This is a genomic window from Thioalkalivibrio sp. ALE31, assembly GCF_000377405.1.
Classification (GTDB): Bacteria; Pseudomonadota; Gammaproteobacteria; order Ectothiorhodospirales; family Ectothiorhodospiraceae; genus Thioalkalivibrio.
The window spans coordinates 1-17,705 of the sequence record NZ_KB905033.1 but is presented as its reverse complement, the minus strand read 5'-3'; the positions used below and the strand labels follow the sequence as shown (position 1 = coordinate 17,705).

The 17,705-nt window shown below is 67.9% G+C and carries 17 protein-coding genes; 6 read left to right on the top strand and 11 right to left on the bottom strand.

All coding sequences use genetic code 11. From position 1 onward, the window contains the following. Together D103_RS0113190 and D103_RS0113185 are read left to right on the top strand one after the other, a co-directional pair. Nucleotides 1–594 (top strand): IS256 family transposase (locus D103_RS0113190; protein WP_018876946.1); only part of this gene is annotated, 594 nt, incomplete at its 5' end. Between the two features lie 28 nt (nt 595–622). Beyond that, nucleotides 623–1,039, top strand: coding sequence for an ABZJ_00895 family protein (locus tag D103_RS0113185; protein WP_026280370.1), 417 nt, complete (start codon nt 623–625; stop codon nt 1,037–1,039). Nucleotides 1,040–1,051: 12 nt separating this feature from the next. Here D103_RS0113185 and D103_RS0113180 read toward each other — a convergent pair whose 3' ends face one another. The 11 genes from D103_RS0113180 to D103_RS0113130 all read right to left on the bottom strand — a co-directional run bounded on the left by D103_RS0113180 (nt 1,052) and on the right by D103_RS0113130 (nt 10,189). Beyond that, a complete protein-coding gene (locus tag D103_RS0113180) occupies nt 1,052–2,737 on the bottom strand; it encodes an alpha/beta-hydrolase family protein (protein ID WP_018877120.1) in 1,686 nt (561 codons plus the stop codon). Between the two features lie 96 nt (nt 2,738–2,833). Next, entirely contained in the window at nt 2,834–3,253 is a 420-nt protein-coding gene (locus D103_RS0113175) for a hypothetical protein (protein WP_018877119.1), read from the bottom strand. A 53-nt stretch (nt 3,254–3,306) separates the two neighbouring features. Next, nucleotides 3,307–4,125 carry a UDP-2,3-diacylglucosamine diphosphatase gene (locus tag D103_RS0113170; protein ID WP_018877118.1) on the bottom strand — a complete coding sequence of 273 codons (819 nt, stop codon included), beginning with the start codon at nt 4,123–4,125 and terminating at the stop codon, nt 3,307–3,309. A gap of 97 nt (nt 4,126–4,222) precedes the next feature. Beyond that, nucleotides 4,223–4,585: a diacylglycerol kinase gene (locus tag D103_RS0113165; protein ID WP_018877117.1), complete on the bottom strand. Its 363-nt coding sequence runs from the start codon at nt 4,583–4,585 to the stop codon at nt 4,223–4,225. A 32-nt stretch (nt 4,586–4,617) separates the two neighbouring features. Beyond that, the gene (locus D103_RS0113160) at nt 4,618–5,820 is read right to left on the bottom strand and encodes a glycosyltransferase (protein ID WP_019583398.1); all 1,203 of its coding nucleotides are present in this window, start codon (nt 5,818–5,820) and stop codon (nt 4,618–4,620) included. Nucleotides 5,821–5,976: 156 nt separating this feature from the next. Further along, nucleotides 5,977–6,522: a TlpA disulfide reductase family protein gene (locus D103_RS0113155; protein ID WP_018877115.1), complete on the bottom strand. Its 546-nt coding sequence runs from the start codon at nt 6,520–6,522 to the stop codon at nt 5,977–5,979. Continuing rightward, nucleotides 6,519–7,094 carry a hypothetical protein gene (locus D103_RS0113150; RefSeq protein WP_018877114.1) on the bottom strand — a complete coding sequence of 192 codons (576 nt, stop codon included), beginning with the start codon at nt 7,092–7,094 and terminating at the stop codon, nt 6,519–6,521. The genes D103_RS0113155 and D103_RS0113150 overlap by 4 nt, the downstream gene beginning before the upstream one ends. Nucleotides 7,095–7,131: 37 nt before the next feature. Next, on the bottom strand, nt 7,132–7,596 hold the full coding sequence (locus D103_RS0113145) for a DUF302 domain-containing protein (protein ID WP_018877113.1): 465 nt from the start codon (nt 7,594–7,596) through the stop codon (nt 7,132–7,134). 20 nt (nt 7,597–7,616) lie between these two features. Next, entirely contained in the window at nt 7,617–8,705 is a 1,089-nt protein-coding gene (locus tag D103_RS0113140; protein ID WP_026280369.1) for a methyltransferase domain-containing protein, read from the bottom strand. Between the two features lie 113 nt (nt 8,706–8,818). Next, entirely contained in the window at nt 8,819–9,739 is a 921-nt protein-coding gene (locus tag D103_RS0113135) for a helix-turn-helix domain-containing protein (protein WP_018877111.1), read from the bottom strand. A gap of 51 nt (nt 9,740–9,790) precedes the next feature. Continuing rightward, entirely contained in the window at nt 9,791–10,189 is a 399-nt protein-coding gene (locus D103_RS0113130; protein WP_018877110.1) for a hypothetical protein, read from the bottom strand. 195 nt (nt 10,190–10,384) lie between these two features. On the opposite strand from D103_RS0113130, the gene gshA reads away from it, so the two are divergent. The 4 genes from gshA to D103_RS0113110 all read left to right on the top strand — a co-directional run bounded on the left by gshA (nt 10,385) and on the right by D103_RS0113110 (nt 17,547). Continuing rightward, on the top strand, nt 10,385–11,971 hold the full coding sequence (gene gshA, locus D103_RS0113125) for a glutamate--cysteine ligase (protein ID WP_018877109.1): 1,587 nt from the start codon (nt 10,385–10,387) through the stop codon (nt 11,969–11,971). A gap of 142 nt (nt 11,972–12,113) precedes the next feature. Then, a complete protein-coding gene (locus D103_RS0113120) occupies nt 12,114–13,130 on the top strand; it encodes a glutathione S-transferase family protein (RefSeq protein WP_018877108.1) in 1,017 nt (338 codons plus the stop codon). 167 nt (nt 13,131–13,297) lie between these two features. After that, nucleotides 13,298–14,392 (top strand): efflux RND transporter periplasmic adaptor subunit, encoded by a 1,095-nt coding sequence (locus tag D103_RS0113115; protein ID WP_018877107.1) that lies wholly within the window; start codon nt 13,298–13,300, stop codon nt 14,390–14,392. Continuing rightward, nucleotides 14,389–17,547 carry an efflux RND transporter permease subunit gene (locus D103_RS0113110; protein ID WP_018877106.1) on the top strand — a complete coding sequence of 1,053 codons (3,159 nt, stop codon included), beginning with the start codon at nt 14,389–14,391 and terminating at the stop codon, nt 17,545–17,547. The genes D103_RS0113115 and D103_RS0113110 overlap by 4 nt, the downstream gene beginning before the upstream one ends. Nucleotides 17,548–17,705 lie beyond the last annotated feature (158 nt).

The window sequence follows — 17,705 nt, the reverse complement described above, 5'->3', positions numbered from 1 at the left end:
CAGGCCGAGGGTGCCTCGTTCTGGCACGCGGTGTTCACCGAGCTCAACAGTCGCGGCGTCCAGGACTGTTTCATCGCCTGCGTGGACGGCCTCAAGGGCCTGCCCGAGGCGATCGAGAGCGTGTTCCCGAACACCCAGGTGCAACTGTGCATCGTTCACAAGGTCCGCGGCAGCCTCAAGTACGTGCCCTGGAAGGAGCGCAAGGCCGTGGCCCGGGATCTGCGCGCCATCTACGGCGCCGCCACCCGCGCCGAGGCCGAGGCCGCGCTCACCCGCTTTGCGGACACCTGGGACGCCAAATACCCCGCCATCAGCCCCAGCTGGCGCGCCGACTGGCCCCGCCTGTCGGGGTTCTTCGACTATCCGCCGCCGATCCGCCGGGTGGTCTACACCACCAACGCCATCGAGTCGCTCAACTACTCGCTGCGCCGGGTTCTCAAAAACCGCGGGGCGTTCCCCAACAATAGCGCCGTGACCAAGATCCTCTACCTCGCCTTGCGGAACGTCGCCAAGAAATGGACCCGCCCCCTCCACAACTGGCGCCAGGCCCTCAACCAGTTCATCATCCTGTTCCCCGAACGGATGCCGACCTAACCCACTTACACAGAAAAATTGACACCCTCTGTCCATCAAGAACCTGCTGTTACGTTTCGTACTGCTCTATTTCTCGCTGACGATCGTCGCGATGTTCGCAATCGCCCATTTCCATCTCGAGCAGTTCGGTACAACGATCGGAATGGGGATTCTGGGCCTGGCGGTGGCGTGGCCCTGCGAGGCCTTTGGACGCAGGAACGGCCGCTATCTGTCGCGCGCCGAGAAGTGGCGGGTGATTGCCGTCATGGTCGCTGTGCTCCTCGGTACGCAGCTTTCCCTGGCCTTCCTGGTGCTGTGGGCCGACGGCACAGTACTGGACAGTTTCATGCTCGCGGTCCTGGGCGTTGTCGCGTTGTTATATGCCGGCTTTGTGGTGGCGATGGTCAATCTCACCGGACGCCACCTGCGCAAGCGCGGTTTGTTCGGGGGAGAAACCGCGGGATAGCCCTACGGCCGGTCAGTCGCCCAGGTGGCGCTTGAGCCACTCGAGGCGCTCCTCTGGCCAGTCCGCGGCCGTGACCGCATGCCAGGCGTCGATGTAGTGCTCGGTGGCGTAGACATGGCCGTAGCCGCGCGGGGCAGCATCGCCGATGGTAACGTCTACCGCCAGTTGCAGCATGGTGACCACCGGGTACCACGTCAGGTCCGCTGACACGTCCGGGCCGCGCGGGTGCTGCATCCACTCGGGCTTGCGGTACAGCGCCTGGGGCTCGAAGAAGGTGACCGGGTCACTGGCGTACTGCAGGTAGACGATGCGCATCGGGCCCCATTCGGCGCCGGGGATATCCAGGTGGTTCTCCTGGTTGGTGAAGCGCACCACCGAGCTGTCGCGAAAACGCGGTAGCCAGGCCGGGGAGTCCGGCTGGCGCTGGCGCGTGATGTCACGCCAGGTCTCGCTACGAAACGGCGGGCCGGCCCACAGCGCGCCGGAGAACGGATCGCCGATCACGTCGTACAGATCCGCGGCGCGCTCGGAGTTCAGCGCCCCGAGACTCAGGCCATAGAGGTACAGGTCCGGACGCGCGTCCGCGGGGAGTTGTTTCCAGTAGCCGTAGATCTCCGCGAACACCGCCTGGGCCGTCTCGTGGCCGTACTGCGACTCGGCCATCAGCGACAGCCAGCTGGGCAGGTAGGAGTACTGCACGGCCACGGTCGCGACATCGCCGCCGTGCAGGTACTCGACCGGCTGGATAGCGCGGTTGTCCACCCAGCCGCGCCCGGTGGGGGTGGCCAGCACCAGCACCGAACGGTCGAAGGCATTGACCCGCAACATCTCCTGCAGGGCGAGACGCGCCCGTTCCTCGATGGTCTCGGCGGCATTCAGCCCCACGTAGACGCGGATCGGGTCCAGGGCCTCGCCTGTGGCGAAATCGCGGATCGTGCTGGCATCCGGTGCCTGTCCGACGAAGCGCTGTCCCTGGCGCCCGAGTCCTTGCTCCCAGCTGACCAGCGAGGCCGGGCTCCCCGTGCGGAAGGTCGCGCGGGGCTGCTCCACGCCGGGGTATTCGCGCACGTCGAACTGCTGGAAGCTGCGGTCCGCGGTGCGCAGGCCGTATTCCAGGATCACCCCGTCAATGACCGCCCAGAACACCCCGGCGGCGGCCAGCACGCCGATCACGTTCGACAGCCGGCGCGGGATGAAACGGCGCAGATGGCGGGCGAGAAACCGAACCAGCAGCTGAAATAGCCGTCCGACCGCCAGGGTGGCGGCAAACACCGCCGCCGCGATCAGCCCGAGCCGGATCGGGAAACCGCCGTCCACCGGTTCCTGCTCCATCAGGGCACGGATGCTGTTTTGCCATTCGGTGGCCTGCCACAGGGAGATCAGGACGATCAGCACCGCGCCGCCCCCGGCGATGACGACCAGGGTGTTGTGCGTGCGCTCGCCGAACTCCGGCAGTTCCAGATAAGACCACAGCCAGTGGAAAAACACGCCCAGCCCGTAGCCGGCCGCCAGCGACAGTCCGGACAGGATGCCCTGCACGTCGTCGGTACGTGGGATCAGGCTGGGGGTCAGCGATGCGGCAAAGAACAGCGTGGCCAGGATCAGCCCCGGGATCGACAGGGTCCCGAGGACACGGTTGGCCCAGCCGGGCCAGATGAAGCGCCGCAGGCGGGTTTGCAGGCGGGCGACGATGGACATCGCGTGAGCACTTCCTTGATGAACAGAAGGGCTTATCCTGTTCGCCCGCTCGGGCGGGTTCAAGTCTCCACCGTGAGCGCCGGCCCGCTTTGGAACCTACTGGGCGTTGTCGCCCGGGCTGCCAGCGTCGGCGTGGCGAAAGCGGAAGCAGCCCTCGACCATGCGCAGGGCCACGCCGAACAGCGCGACCTGCAGCAGGAGCCCGCCGGTGGCGGCGCCCAGTGCGAGGCCGGTGGCCAGCCCCAGGGCCATCAGCAGCATCAGCAGGGTGGCGGCGAGGCGGCTGCGCAGCCAGCCGCCGACCAGCGCCAGCAATGCCACGAGTGTGCCTTCGAGCATCGTGGGCATGTGCTGCACCAGCACGCCCAGCATCACCACGATGACCCCGGCGAAGACCAGGACCCAGCCGGCCACCCGCGCCAGGCGGCGGGCCTGCTCGGTGTCATGGATGGATTGCAGCAGCAGGAGCAGGTCGGCGCCGGCCCCGGCCCAGTGGCGCGATCGCGATTCGTTCATGTGACCACGGTACTACAGCGCCATGACGCCCGGGTGACAGGATTGGCGCGCGGTTATCGCCGGGTCAGTATCGACTCGAGATCGAAGGCCTCGGTCGCGGTTGCCCCGGACTCGGCCTGTTGCACCGAGCCATGGTCCGACCAGTGCAGCAGGCTGAGGTGGCCCGAGCGATCTTCCACCAGGGCCGTGCAGTGCTCGACCCAGTCACCGTCGTTGCAGTAGAGGATGTCGCCGAACGCCTGGACATTCGGCTTGTGGATATGGCCGCAGATGCAGCCATCGAAGCCGCCCTTGCGCGCGGCGGTGACGGCGGCATGCTCGAAACGCTGGATGTATTCCCGCGCCGCCCCGCTCACGCGGGTCTTGAGCCAGGCCGACAGGGACCAGTACGGATGCCCGAGGCGGCGTCGGATGGTGTTCAGGTGGCGGCTGCCGCGCAGCAGCAGGTTGTAGCCCAGATCGCCCAGAGCGTGCACCAGGCGGCTGTGGCGTACGACCCCGTCGAACTCGTCGCCATGCGATACGCGGAAGCGCCGGCCATCGGCGGTCCAGTGCACCAGTTCGCGTTCGATGCGCACGCCGCGGATCTCCGAACCGACAAAGCCGCGCACCAGCTCGTCGTGGTTGCCGGGGATGTAGATGACCTCGACCCCGTGCAGGGCGAGCGACAGGACCTGCTCGACCACCGCCGCCTGGGTGGCGTCCCAGAAGATGCGCCGGCGCATGGCCCAGATGTCGAATACGTCGCCGACCAGTACCAGGCGATCGCAATTGACCTGGCGCAGCAGGTCCAGCAGGTAGTCCGCGCGGCACTCCCGGGTGCCCAGATGCAGGTCGGACAGGAACAGGGTGCGGCAATCCAGGGTGGCCATCGAGAAGCTCCTGCTCGTGGTTTTCCCGAGGGTCGCGCATCCACGTGACGCGGCCGTGGCGCCGTGGTGACGATTGCGTGATGCGCGGGTTGCGGGCCTACGGCCAGAGGACCAGCAGCCAGATCAGGGTGGCGTTGGCAAAGCCCAGCAGCACGGCGGCCGATCCCATGTCCTTGGCGCGCGCGGCCAGCTTGTGACGTTCCGGCCCGAAGCGGTCCACGGTGGCCTCGATGCCCGAGTTCAGTACCTCGATGATCAGGATCAGGAACAGGCTGCCGAGCAGCAACGCGCGTTCCACTCCGGTATTGCCAGCCACCAGCGAGAGTGGCGCCAGGATGACCACCAGGATCAGTTCCTGACGAAAGGCCTCCTCGTGGCGAAAGGTGGCGCGCAGGCCTTTCCAGGAGTACCCAAAGGCCCGCAGGATGCGGGTGATGCCGGTAGCGCCGCCGTTGGCCATGGTCGCTTGGTCCGCTGGAGTGGGAAGGGCCGTCAGCGAGGACGGTCGGCCGCGGTATGCGGGGTGCCGAGCGCGTCGGCCGGGCTCAGCAGATCCTGATACACGGTCAGCAATTGTTCGGCCATACGCCGCTCGCTCCATTCCCGCGCCCATGCGGCGTGGGCTGCGCGCATGGCGCGCTGGCGTTCGGGATCATCGAGGACGCGGGCGACCCGCTCGGCAAACACCGCGGGCTCCTCGGGAGCGACTTCGGCACCGGATGCGTCGGTGAGGATGTCGAGCGTGCCCAGGCGCGCCGTGGAGACCACGGGCAGCCCGCAGGCCATGGCCTCCAGCAGGACCAGACCCTGCGTCTCGGTTGCGGAGGCAAACACGAATGCATGCCCGGCGCGGTAGCAGTCGACGAGCGATGTCTCGCGGTCCAGATACCCGCACCAGTGCAGGTTGTCCTCCAGGCCCATCTGCGCGGCCTGGCGCTGCAGGGCAGCCCGGGCCGGTCCCTCGCCCGCGATCAGCAGCAGGACGCCGGGGCGACGCTCGCGCAGGTGCTGGAGCATCTGCAGCAGAAAGCCGATGTTTTTTTCGAAGGCGATGCGCGACACATGTACCAGCATCTCGCGGCCGGGTGCGATGCCCCGCTCCGCCCGGAACAGGTGGCCGTCGCCTCCGGTCCAGGCCTGTGGGTCGATCCCGGTGGGCAGGCGCACGATGGGCGTCTTGATCCCGTACTCCAGCAGGGCCTGGTGCAGGGCGGTCGACGGGGCGATCACCCGGTCGACCGCGTTGCACTGCGCGCGCGAGATGCGCCGCGCCAGCCCCCGCAGCCATTTGGCGGGCAGCCACGGCAGGTAATGCTGCAGATACTCTTCGAAGAAGGTGTGGTAGGTCTCGATGACCGGGACCTGCCAGTCGCGTGCCAGCTTGAGCCCGGCGTAGTGCGCCACGAAGGGGGTGTGGACATGGACCACGTCGGCCCGCTCGATCCCGGCTTCCCGCAGGGAGCGGCGGATGAGGCGAGGCTTCAGGATGCGGTCCTCCGGATCCACTACCAGGTAGCGCGACGGGATGCGGATCAGGTCCGGGTCCTGCGGGTCGGGGCCGGGGTGCGCGCCCAGTCCGGGGTAGGCCGGCACCACCAGCGTGACGCGATGGCCCAGTTGTCGGAGCTGTGCGCGGAAACTGGCCAGCGAGGTGGAGACCCCGTTGATCCGGGGGAAGTACACGTCGCTCAGCATCAGAATGTGCACGGCTGCACCTTGGGACGAGACTCAAGTTCCGGAGTGTGGACCGGGGGTGTGACGAGGTGATGACGACATTGCGACGGAAAGGTTGCGCGCGCAGACCGCCGGTTCGGGTTTCGGGCAATGTCACGTACCCCCGCCCGATGCGCCTTATTCGGTCGTAGAGGGCTCGGACGATCGCCCCTGTTGCAGCTCGCGCAGGCGTTCGGTGATGCCGGGGTGGTCGAATTCGCGCGCGCCGATGGCGCGATAGGCGATGCGGCCCTCGGGGTCGATCACGAAGGTGGTGGGGATGCCGCGCACCGGCCAGGTATCGATCGCGCTGGCCGCGCGGTCCAGCAGCAGGGGAAAATCCACCGGGTAGTCGGCGGTGAAGAAAAAGATGCGATCGGCGTCCTCGCCGACGTTTACCCCGAGTACCACCAGCCCGTCGGGGCCCAGTCCCTCCCATAGCCGCTGCAGGGAGGGCAGCTCGTCCCGACACGGCGGACACCAGGTCGCCCAGAAGTTCACGACCACGACGCGGCCGCGGTAGTCGCGCAGGTCGTGTTCATGACCGTCGAGGTCCTCCAGTGTCAGGGGAGGAGCGTCCGGGCGTGGCTCGATCGCGGTGAGGGACTCGGTCGCGGCCGGGGCGGTCATGGCGGCCAGAATCAACAGGATCAGGAGGGTCGCGAGCTTTGGCATGGCGATCATCCTCCCGCCTCGCCGGCGCAGCGCAGGTCGGGCAGCCGCGCCTCGTGGAGCTCCCCGGCCGCGCGCCAGCGCAGGGTCAGATCAAAGGGCGTGCCCGGCGGATGGTCGAACAGGATCATGCCCATCAGCCAGTCGCCGGGTTCGAAACGGTGTTCGCCGGGGAACAGGGCCCAGCGAAAGGCGATGCGGGCGGCTTCGGGGGCCTGCCGTCGGGCCCAGGTTGCCTCCCAGTCCCGGTTCGGGCGCGGGCGGATGAGCCCCTCCGGCCCCTGGCTGCTCCAGTCGTGGAGATTGACCTCGATGGGGGTGTGTGGGCGGTTGTTGCGCAGGATCGCCTGGAAGACGCAGTGCGCCGCAATGAGATCGGCATGTTCGGTCTCGAAGCCGCGTCCCAGGAAGAACGCGCGGGTCTGATCGGGCAGCAGCTGCGCAAGCTCCAGCGAGACGCCATCGCCCTGCCACGTCCAGGTGATCAGGCCGCTGGTGGCGTCCGTGCGAGCCTGCAGGGTTTCCGTGGCGCTGGCCGACGCCATGGGCGTGGCCAGCGCCAGCAGGGCCAGGACGCGGATCATGGTCTCACGGGCAAGCGATCCATTGGGGCCGGGCCGCCTACGGTCCGCCGAGGACATGATCCAGCAGCGCCTCGAAGGCCGGTTCGGCGTTCTTCGCCGCGCGCTCCAGGCTCGGGTGCGGCTGCAGGGTGGTCATGAACTTCGGGTGCAACATCGACAGCCTGGTGTTGCCGTCCTCCTCGTACAGGCCGATGTGGCCGCAGGGCATCATCGCGCCGACGTGCAGGCCGGCATCAAGGATGTCCGGCCCCAGCGGCAGGTAGCAGACCTTCAGGGCGGTGATGTCGCCACCGGCCAGGCCGAACTCGGCCAGGAAGATCCACTCCTCCTCGTTCTCCGCATACTCGCGAATGGCCCGGGCCAGGTCCTCGCGGGACTGTTCGCAGTCGCGGATGATGAAGTGATCGTCGGGCTCGGACGCCGCCAACGGGGCGGCCAGGCCCAGCGCAAGGGCGGCGGTGATGGCCAGTGCCAGGGTCGTGATCGGGTGTTGTGCGCTCATGGCAATGCCTCCTTGGGTTGTTATCGGGTGGCCACGTACCAGTTGTTCTGGGGGTCGTGCGCCAGTTGGTGGACGCGGATGTCGTGGAATCCCGCGCGCTCGAGGTATTCGCGGGCGCGGGGTTCGCCCCACATCGCACCCAGGCCGGGGCCGTCCCGGGCGAGCGATACCGGCATGCAGTGCATGCAGGAGACCGTGTAGAGGAAGGGCCCGAGCGGGTGGTCGAGGTCGCCGGGGATCTCCCCGGAGCCGCGGATGTCCTGCATCAGGTAGATCCCTTCGGGTACCAGCGCGCGATGGATGCCGCGCAGGACCCCCTGGGGATCGGCCTGGTCGTGGATGGCGTCGAAGGTGGTGATCAGTTCGAAGCTCCGGGCCTCGAGACGGTGCCCCATCTCGGCGGCGTCGGCCTCGATGAACACGACGTTGTCTAGCCCCTCCGCTTTTGCCTCGGCGCGCCCGCGCGCGATGGCCTGTGGCGAGAGATCCAGTCCGGTGAATTCGCTGCGAGGGTAGCGCCCCGCCAGGTGGTTGATGATGCGCCCGCTGCCGCAGCCGACATCCAGCACGCGGATGCCGCGCTCGAGATGATCGGTCAGGCCCGGCACCAGCGGCAGGATGGCGCTCTCCAGCGAGGACAGGACGGACTGGCCGCTGTCCTCGGCCATGACTTCGTGGAAACGTGTGTAGCGTTCGTAGGGCACGCCGTCACCGGTCTGGAACGCGGTGGCAATCGCATCCTCCACGGCGCCCAGCACTGCGATGTACTGGGCGAACACCGCCAGGTTGTCGGCCGCGGTGGCGCGGGTGAGGCACGTGGCATGCGCCGGCGGCAGGGCAAAACGTGGCCCGGTGGGTTCCACCGTGACGATCCCCGCCGTGGCCATCGCGCCGAGCCATTCGCGGACATAGCGTTCGTTCAGGCCGGCGGCCGCGGCGATCGCCTCGGAGGTCGACGGGGGGCGCCCGCGCAGGGCATCGAACAGTCCGGTCCGGTGCCCGATCGAGAGCATCAGGCACAGCGCACCGTGGTTGAGGACATCAACCAGGTGACTGGTGAAGGCCTCCACGGCCTTCGGTGACCCATGGTATTCCGGGGCAGACGGCATGCGGGTGACCTCCGCGATGGCGCCGGGGGGCGGCTTTACCGGGAGCCTAGGCCGTGCGGTTATCCCCTGCGGTCACGGGCTTGCGGTGCGGGGGCGAATCTTGCGGTTGTGCGTCAGGGTGTGTCGGGGTCGTCCGCGCGGGTGATTGGCGGCTCCCCGTACTGATCACGGTAGGCGCCGGGTGCCATGCCGAAGGCCTGCCGGAAGTGGCGGGCCAGTTGTTGCGGGGTGTAGCCGGTGGCCGTCGCGATTTCGCCGATGCTCGCGTGCGACTCGGTCAGCAAGGCGCGCGCCCGCTCCAGACGCAGCTGGGTCAGGTAGCGGTGGGGCGGCTGGCCGTGGGTCTCGCGGAAGGCGCGGGCGAAGTGCCAGGGGGAGAGGTCGCACAGCGCGGCGAGTTCGGCGAGACGGATCGGCTGGTCGAGGTGAGTCTGCATGTAGTCGATGACCTGTGCCGAGCGGTGCGGTGCGAGGCCGCCCCGGCAGCGGTCGGCCGGGGCGGCCTGGCTGGTCAGGCGGGCCAGGCGCACCACCAGTGCGGCCATCATGCTGTCCACGAACACGTGTGCGGCGGGGTCCTCGCGACCCATTTCCTGCCACAGACACTCCAGGCCCTGGGCGATCAGCGGGTCGCTGTGGTGGCGGTTGTGAACGGGGCCGAAATCCAGCGGGTCGTCGGCGGGCCGGTCCAGGCAACGGCGGGCCAGGTCGGCGGGGATGGCGATAAACCGTACCCTCGCCGCGTCCGTGACACGGCACCAGGGCGTGGCCCCCGGGGCCACGGCCACGAAATCGCGGGTGCGGGTGTGCCCCGAGAAGCGCCCGGCGCCGAGATCGCAGACGTAGCGGAATGGGGCCCCGGACGACTGGCTCAGGACCAGGTCATCGGAGGCCGGGGTGTGGAACAGGCCTGGTGGCTGAAGGGTCTCCAGCATGGCGACCGCTGGCGAGGCGGCCGCGCGGGTCTCGCGCAGGTGCGGACCCCCGTTCCCACGGGTGTAGTGCTCCAGCATGTTCGGCCATGGTTGCGGCATTTTCTCACCCCGCATGTCCTGTATAGGCCATGCCGGTGCCGCCTGCCAGATTCAGCGGTAGACGCGAACCTCCTGGGCCCAGCCGTCCACGCCGCGATTGGCACAGAACGCCTGGACGTGGCCGTCGGCGTAGCGGATTTCCACATTGAAACCGGCGCCCGGCACGTGGTTGAGCGCTACGCGCCGGCGCTCTCCGGGCGCGATCTCGCCCTCGCGAATGCTGGATTCGGACAGGTCGTGCCCGAAATCGAAGTGCACCGCGCGGATGGTCGTGTCGCTGTCATTGTGCAGCGTGACCATCAACGCGCCCTCGGTCGGGGGGCGCTCCACGCCCCAGTGCATCAGCCCCGCACCCATCGCGAGTCCGAGCACGAACAGCCCGGTGGCAGGGGCGCGCAGGGCGTCTACCAGGATCTCGTCCCAGCTGCGGCGTTGTGTGTCCGGTTCCATGCGGCGCCCGATGTCTTGTGTATAAGAAAAACCTAATTTAATAGGACCGGCAGGGCAAGGTCATCCGCGCCTTGCGTGGGAGCCGTCTCCTGATCGGCGTTGCGCGGTTTTCGGGTGCCGGTCGACGGTGCATGTGACCCCGCAGGCGCATTCGGGTATGTTCGCCGGGTTTGATTGGAGCAGGACAGCACGCCCGTGGGAACCGACGAACGCAATCTGCAGGGACTGGTCGCGCAGCTGGCGGAGCGCCTGGCGGGCACCGGCCTGCACGGGCGCATTGGCCTGGAGAAGGAGACCCTGCGCGTCGGCCCGCAAGGGTCGCCAGCCCTGACCCCGCACCCGGCGGCGCTGGGTTCGGCGCTGACCCACCCGAATATCACGACCGACTACTCCGAGGCCCTGCTGGAGCTGGTGACCCCGCCGTTTGACGATGTGCGCGAGACGCTGGGCTTCCTGCATGACCTGCAGGCCTTCGCCGCGGCCAATGTCGGCGACGAGACCCTGTGGTCGACCTCCATGCCCTGCGTGACCGCCGATGACAACGCGATCCCGGTCGCGCAGTACGGCACGTCCAACGCCGGGCGCATGAAGACCGTCTATCGCGTCGGGCTGGGGCACCGCTACGGACGCAAGATGCAGGTGATCGCCGGGGTGCACTTCAACTATTCCCCGCGCCCCGAGTTCTGGCCGGCGCTGGCGCAGGTGCTGGGCGAGCAGGATGACCGCGCGTTCCGCGACGAGCGCATGATGGGCATGATCCGCAACCTGCTGCGCTTCGGCTGGCTGGTGCCGTATCTGTTCGGGGCCTCGCCGGCCGTGTGCAATTCCTTCCTCGAGGGCCACGGCGCGGTGCTGGAGGACTTTGACGACGACACCTCTTACCTCCCGCATGCCACCAGCCTGCGCATGGGTGACATCGGCTACACCAACCGCAAGGAGGCGGACACCGGCATCAAGGCGGACTACAACTCGCTGGGCGGCTACGTCGACTCGCTGCGCTGCGCGATCAATACGCTCAGCCCCGAGTGGGAGCGCATCGGCGTGAAGGTCGACGGCGAATACCGCCAGCTGAACGCCAACATCCTGCAGATCGAGAACGAGTACTACTCCACCGTGCGCCCGAAGCAGCCGCTGGAGCGCTTCGAGAAGCCCACCGATGCGCTGGAGGCACGCGGGATCGAGTACGTCGAGCTGCGCTCGGTGGACATCAACGCGCAGCACCCGCTGGGGGTGGACGAGACCCAGCTGCGCTTTCTCGAGGTGTTTGCCCTGACCTGCCTGCTGCAGCCCAGTCCTTTGCTGGCGGACGGCGAACTCGACGCGATCGACCGCAACCTGCTCGATGTGGCGCATTACGGCCGCCGCCCCGGCCTCGAGCTGCGCCGGCAGGACGAGTCTGTACGGCTGCAGGACTGGGCGCGCGAACTGCTGGCCCTGATGCGCCCGGTCGCCGCGATCCTCGACCAGGAACTGCCGGGCGACCCCTACCGTAGAGCGCTAAGCGAGCAGTGGGGCAAGGTCGAGCAGGCCGACCTCACGCCCTCGGCGCGCATGCTGGAGGACATGATGGCGCGCGAGGAGGGCTTCTACCGCTACGCCAGCCGCCTGTCCGCGCAGCACCGCGAGGCGTTTCGCTTCAACGGCCCGCTGCCGCGCGCCGAGACGCTGGAGGCCCTGGCGCGCCAGAGCCTGGCGGAGCAGGCCGCGATCGAGGCGGCCGATACCCTGGACTTCGATACCTTCCTTGCCCGCTACTTCGACGGCACGCTGCGCGCCTCCTGAGCCTCGCGATCCCTCCCCCAGTCGATTCGGTATTTTCGAACTATCGGGCGGAAATAACGCGATTTATTTTCGATTTTATCGACAGGATAATCGACCCTATCATCCGTAACCGTGGCGGCTGGACCGCTGCAGAGGGAACCCCATGAGTCTCCTGATCAACGGCGAACTGCGCGAAGGCTGGCTGGAAGAGGAGTCCGACGAGAACGGCGAGTTCGTGCGCCAGGACCAGCAGTACCGCAACTACGTGACCGCCGACGGCTCCGCGGGTCCCCTGGGCGAGGGCGGCTACCCGGCCGAGTCCGGGCGTTATCACCTGTACGTCTCCTATGCCTGCCCCTGGGCGCATCGCGCGCTGATCCTGCGCAAGCTCAAGGGCCTGGAGTCGCACATCGGGTTGTCGGTCGTGCACCACTACATGGGCGATGCCGGCTGGTCCTTCGATGACTGCGACGGCTGCACCGGTGACCGGGTGCACGGCTCACGCTACATGCACGAGCTCTACACCCGCACCGATCCGAAATACACGGGTATCGTAACCGTGCCGGTGCTGTTCGACACCAAGACCGACCGGATCGTGAACAACGAGTCGGAAGACCTGGTGCGCATGTTCAACAGCGCCCTCGACGGCATCACCGGCAATACGCTGGATTTCTACCCGGAGGACCTGCGCGAGGAGATCCACGCGGTCAACGAGCGCGTCTACGAGAATGTGAACAACGGCGTCTACCGCTCGGGTTTCGCAACCTCCCAGAAGGCCTACGATGCCGCCTGGGACCGTCTCTTCGAGACCCTCGACTGGCTGGAGGAGCGCCTGGCACGCCAGCCGTTCCTGGTGGGCGACCGGATCACCGAGGCCGACTGGCGGCTGTTTACCACGCTGGTGCGCTTCGACCCGGTCTACTACAGCCATTTCAAGTGCAATAGACAGCGCATCATCGACTTCCCGGCGCTGTCGGCCTACCTGCGCATGCTCTACCAGCGCCCCGGCGTGGCCGAGACCGTGCGCATGGATCACATCAAGGCGCACTACTACGGCAGCCACCCGATGCTGAACCCCAGCGGCATCGTGCCGAAGGGCCCGGTGATCGACTACACCCGGCCGCACGGCCGTCCCCTGGGCGATCTCCCGGCCGCGCTGCGGAACGCCGGTGAAACGTGACGGTCGTTACACTAGGGAAACACTGATTTATCAGCGATTCCGTGCAGTCGCTGAAAAAGCCAGGACTGCTGTATTCAGCGCGTCTAACGGAACGTACAACCCTGGCCCGGTCAGGGGGCACCGCACTGTCCCCTGACCGGGCCGCATTCATGTAGGGGCATCGACAAGTGAAGGCGATTGGCGGGTTTCTGGGACTGGTCCTGGTGGTGGCGGTCGTCGCTGCTGCCTGGTACGCGTTTGGCCCGGAAGCGGGGGATGACGTGGCCAGCGACGCGCCTGCCGCCGAACGCGACGACCGCACGCCGGTGCGCGTTAGCGAGGTCGTCCCGCGCACCTTCGAGACCGTTGTCGAATCCCTGGGTACGGTGCAGGCCAACGAGTCCGTGGTGGTCACCGCCAGCGTCACCGAGCGCGTGGTCGAGGTCCTGTTCGACGACGGCGACACGGTGGAGGCCGGGGATGTCCTGGTCCGTCTTGATGCCGACGAGGAGCGCGCGGCCCTGCGCGAGATCCGTGTGCAAGTGGACGAGGCGCGGCGGGAGCTGGAGCGCGTGCGCGACCGCGTGGCCGATGGCGTGGTCACGCAGCAGCAGGTGGACCAGCAGCGTTCGCGGCTGAACGAGGCGGAAGCACGCCTGGCGGCCGCGGAGGCGCGTGTGGCCAACCGCGTCATCCGGGCCCCGTTCTCCGGCCGTCTGGGCCTGCGTCAGGTCAGCCCCGGTTCCCTGGTCAGTCCGGGGACTGCGATCGTTGAACTCGATGACGTCTCGGTGGTGAAGGTCGACTTCGCGGTACCCGAGCGCCACACCTCGGCGATCCACCTGGGCCTCGATGTCCAGGGGCGCAGCGCGAACGGCGAATTCGCGGGGCAGGTCGCGGCTGTCAGCAACCGTCTGGACGTGGCGACCCGCACCCTCACCGTGCGTGCGCTGATCGAGAATCCCGACCTGCTGCTGCGCCCCGGCATGCTGGTGAATATGCGCCTGCCGCTGGACCCGGTCGAGCGTCTGGCCGTCCCGGAGGGCGCGATCCGCCAGGTCGCCGACCAGCACTTCGTGTTCCGGCTGCGTGACGACGACACGGTCGAGCGGGTGCGCGTCCGTATCGGGCGACGCGATCCGGGGCATGCCGAAGTGCTGGAGGGCCTGGAGCCGGGGGATACCGTCGTCTCCGAGGGCGTGTCGCGGGTGCGCGACGGCCGCGAGGTGCGCGTGCTGCCGCCGCGTGCGCCGGATAACGGCGAGGCCGGGGACGGGGCATGATCATCTCCGATGTCGCCAATCGCCGGCCGGTGCTGGCGATTGTCTTCAATCTGCTGCTGATCACCTTCGGTCTGATCGCCTACGACAGCCTGCCACTGCGCGAATACCCGGACGTGGACCCGCCGGTGGTCACGGTGGACACCATCTACCCCGGGGCCAGCGGCGAGATCATCGAGCGCGAGGTCACACAGCGGATCGAGGACCGCATCGCCGGGATCGAGGGGATCCGGTTTATCCAGTCCTCCAGCGAGGACGGCCGCTCGCGTATCACCATCGAATTCAACCTCAGCCGCGACATCGACGCCGCCGCGAACGACGTGCGCGAGGCGGTTAGTCGCGTGCTGGGCGACCTGCCCGACGAGGTCGACCCGCCCGAGGTGACCAAGGCGGACGCCGATGCCAACCCGATCCTGTGGCTGAACCTCTCCAGCACCACCATGGATGCGCTGGAGCTGGCGGACTATGCCGAGCGCAACCTGATTGATCGCCTGTCGGTGGTGGACGGCGTCGGGCTGGTGCGCCGGGGCGGCGCGCGCAGCTACGCGATGCGCATCTGGGTGGATCGCGAGGCCCTGGCCGCGCGCGAGCTGACCGTCACCGACATCGCCGATGCCCTGCAGCAGGAAAACGTGGAACTGCCGGCGGGGCGTCTCGATTCGCTGGAGCGCGAGTTCACCGTGCGCGTGGAACGCCAGTACCGCACCCCCGAGGACTTTGCCGGCCTGGTGCTCAAGCGCGGGGAGGGCGGGCAACTGGTGCGCCTGGGCGACGTGGCCGAGGTGAATATCGGCGCGGATACCGAGCGCAGCGAGTTCCGCGGCAACGGCGAGGACATGATCGGGCTCGGTATCATCCGCCAGTCCAACGCCAATGTGCTGGAGGTCGCCAATGGCGTGAAGGCGATGGCGGACCGCCTGCAGGACTCCCTGCCGGAGGGCACCTCGCTGGTCACCACCTACGACGAGTCGGTCTTCATCGAGGGGGCGATCCGCGAGGTCTACATCACCCTGGCGGTCGCCACTGCCGCTGTGGTGTTCGTGATCTACCTGTTCCTGGGCAGCTGGCGGGCGACCCTGATCCCGGCGGTCACCGTGCCGGTCGCGATTACGGCCGCGTTCATCGGTATCAGCCTGTTCGGGTTTTCGGTCAACCTGCTGACCCTGCTGGCCCTGGTGCTGGCGGTCGGGCTGGTGGTGGACGACGCGATTGTAATGCTGGAGAACATCCACCGGCGCATCGAACGGGGCGAACCGGGGCTGCTGGCGGCCTACCGCGGTGCGGGCCAGGTCGGGTTCGCGATCGTGGCGACCACCTCGGTGCTGATCGCGGTGTTCGTGCCCCTGGCCTTCCTTGACGGCACGGTGGGCCAGCTGTTCACCGAGTTCGCGATCGCCATGGCCATCGCGGTCTTCTTCTCCAGCATCGTGGCGCTGACCCTGGCACCGGTGCTCTCCGGGCGCCTGATGCACAAGGGCGATGACGAGACCGGTGCCGCCCACTACATCGGCCGCGGCTTTGCCGCGCTGGAGGCCGGTTACGGCCGCGTGTTGGCGACCGGGCTCAAGGGTTCGTGGCTGGTGGTGCCCCTTCTCGCGGCGGTGCTGGCTGGCGCCTGGTATCTGTTCGACGCGCTGCCCGAGGAGTTCGCCCCGCAGGAAGACCGCGGGTCCTTCTTCGTGCTGGTGGACGGTCCGGAAGGCGCCAACTTCGAATACATGAGCCGCCAGATGGCCGAGGTCGAGGCCCGGATCCAGCCGCTGATCGAGGATGGACCGATCCGCCGTGCCCTGGTGCGTACGCCACGTGGCTTCGGCGGCTCCGAGCTGATGAATAATGGCTTTGTGATCGCGATCCTGGAGCACTGGGACGACCGCGACGTGTCCGGTCAGGAGGTGATCGACGAGATCCGCGGCATCATCAACGAGATGCCCGGGGTGGAGGCGCGCGTGGTCATGCGCCAGGGGCTTTCGCGCGGCCGGATCGGACCGCCCGTGCAGTTCGTGATCACGGGGCCGGACTACGACACCCTGGAGGCGTGGGGCGAGACCATGCGCGAAGCCGCCGAGGGGATCGACGGCCTGACCCGGGTGGATCTCGACTACGAGCCGACCCAGCCGCAGCTGAACGTGCGCCTGGATCGCGACCGGGCGGGCGACCTGGGCGTGTCCATGCGCGATGTCGGCCGCACGCTGGACATCGTCCTCGGCGGGCGCGACGTGACCACCTTCGTCGATCGCGGCGAGGAGTACGACGTGATCATCGAGGGTCTGGCCGATCAGCGCCGCACGCCGGGCGATATCGACAACCTCTACGTGCGCTCCAGTTCCGGTGCCATGGTGCCGCTGTCCAGCCTGGTCACCTACGAGGAACAGGCCGGTCCGTCCTCGCTGGAACGCTACAATCGCTCGCGCGCGGTCACCCTGACCGCCGGGCTGCGCGACGGCATGACCCTGGGCGAGGCCCTGGACGCGCTGGATGCCAAGGCTGCCGAGCTCCTGCCGGCCGAGGCGGGCATCGACTACAAGGGCGAATCGCTGGACCTGCGCACCGGCTCGGAGGCGATCCTGTTTGTGTTCGCGTTGGCCCTGCTGGTGGTCTTCCTCGTGCTGGCGGCGCAGTTCGAGAGTTTCGTGCACCCATTCGTGATCATGCTGACCGTGCCGCTGGCGGTGGTGGGTGCCCTGATCGGCCTGACCGTTACCGGCCAGACGCTCAATATCTACAGTCAGATCGGCATGGTCATGCTGATCGGCCTGGCGGCGAAGAACGGCATCCTGATCGTCGAATTCGCCAACCAGTTGCGCGACCGCGGGCGTGATTTCGACGCCGCGATCATCGAGGCCGCGCGCATGCGGCTGCGGCCGGTGCTGATGACGGCGCTGACCACGGTTGCGGGCTCCATTCCGCTGATCCTGGCCTCCGGGCCGGGCGAGGAGACGCGCTTCGTGATCGGGGTGGCGGTGTTCTCCGGTGTGCTGTTCGCGACGCTGTTTACGCTGTTCGTGATCCCGGCGGCCTACAGCCTGGTCGCGCGCGGCACCACCTCGCCGCTGGCGACCACGCGCCGCCTGCACGAGCTGGACGACGAGATCGACGATGTCGACGGCGAGCGCCGCGGGGCCCGCGCCTCCACCGCGCCGCGCGCCGAACCCTGATGGCCAGCCCCCAGCCCTGTTGAGGCTGGCCATGGTTCGGCGCTCGTGTTTACGGTGCCTCCGGTCCGCAACCTGCCGTGCGCTGACTCGCCAGCGCGCCCCGAGTGACTTCTTTGCTCGTGCAAAGAAGTCACCAAGAAACACGCCCGACTGCCGCG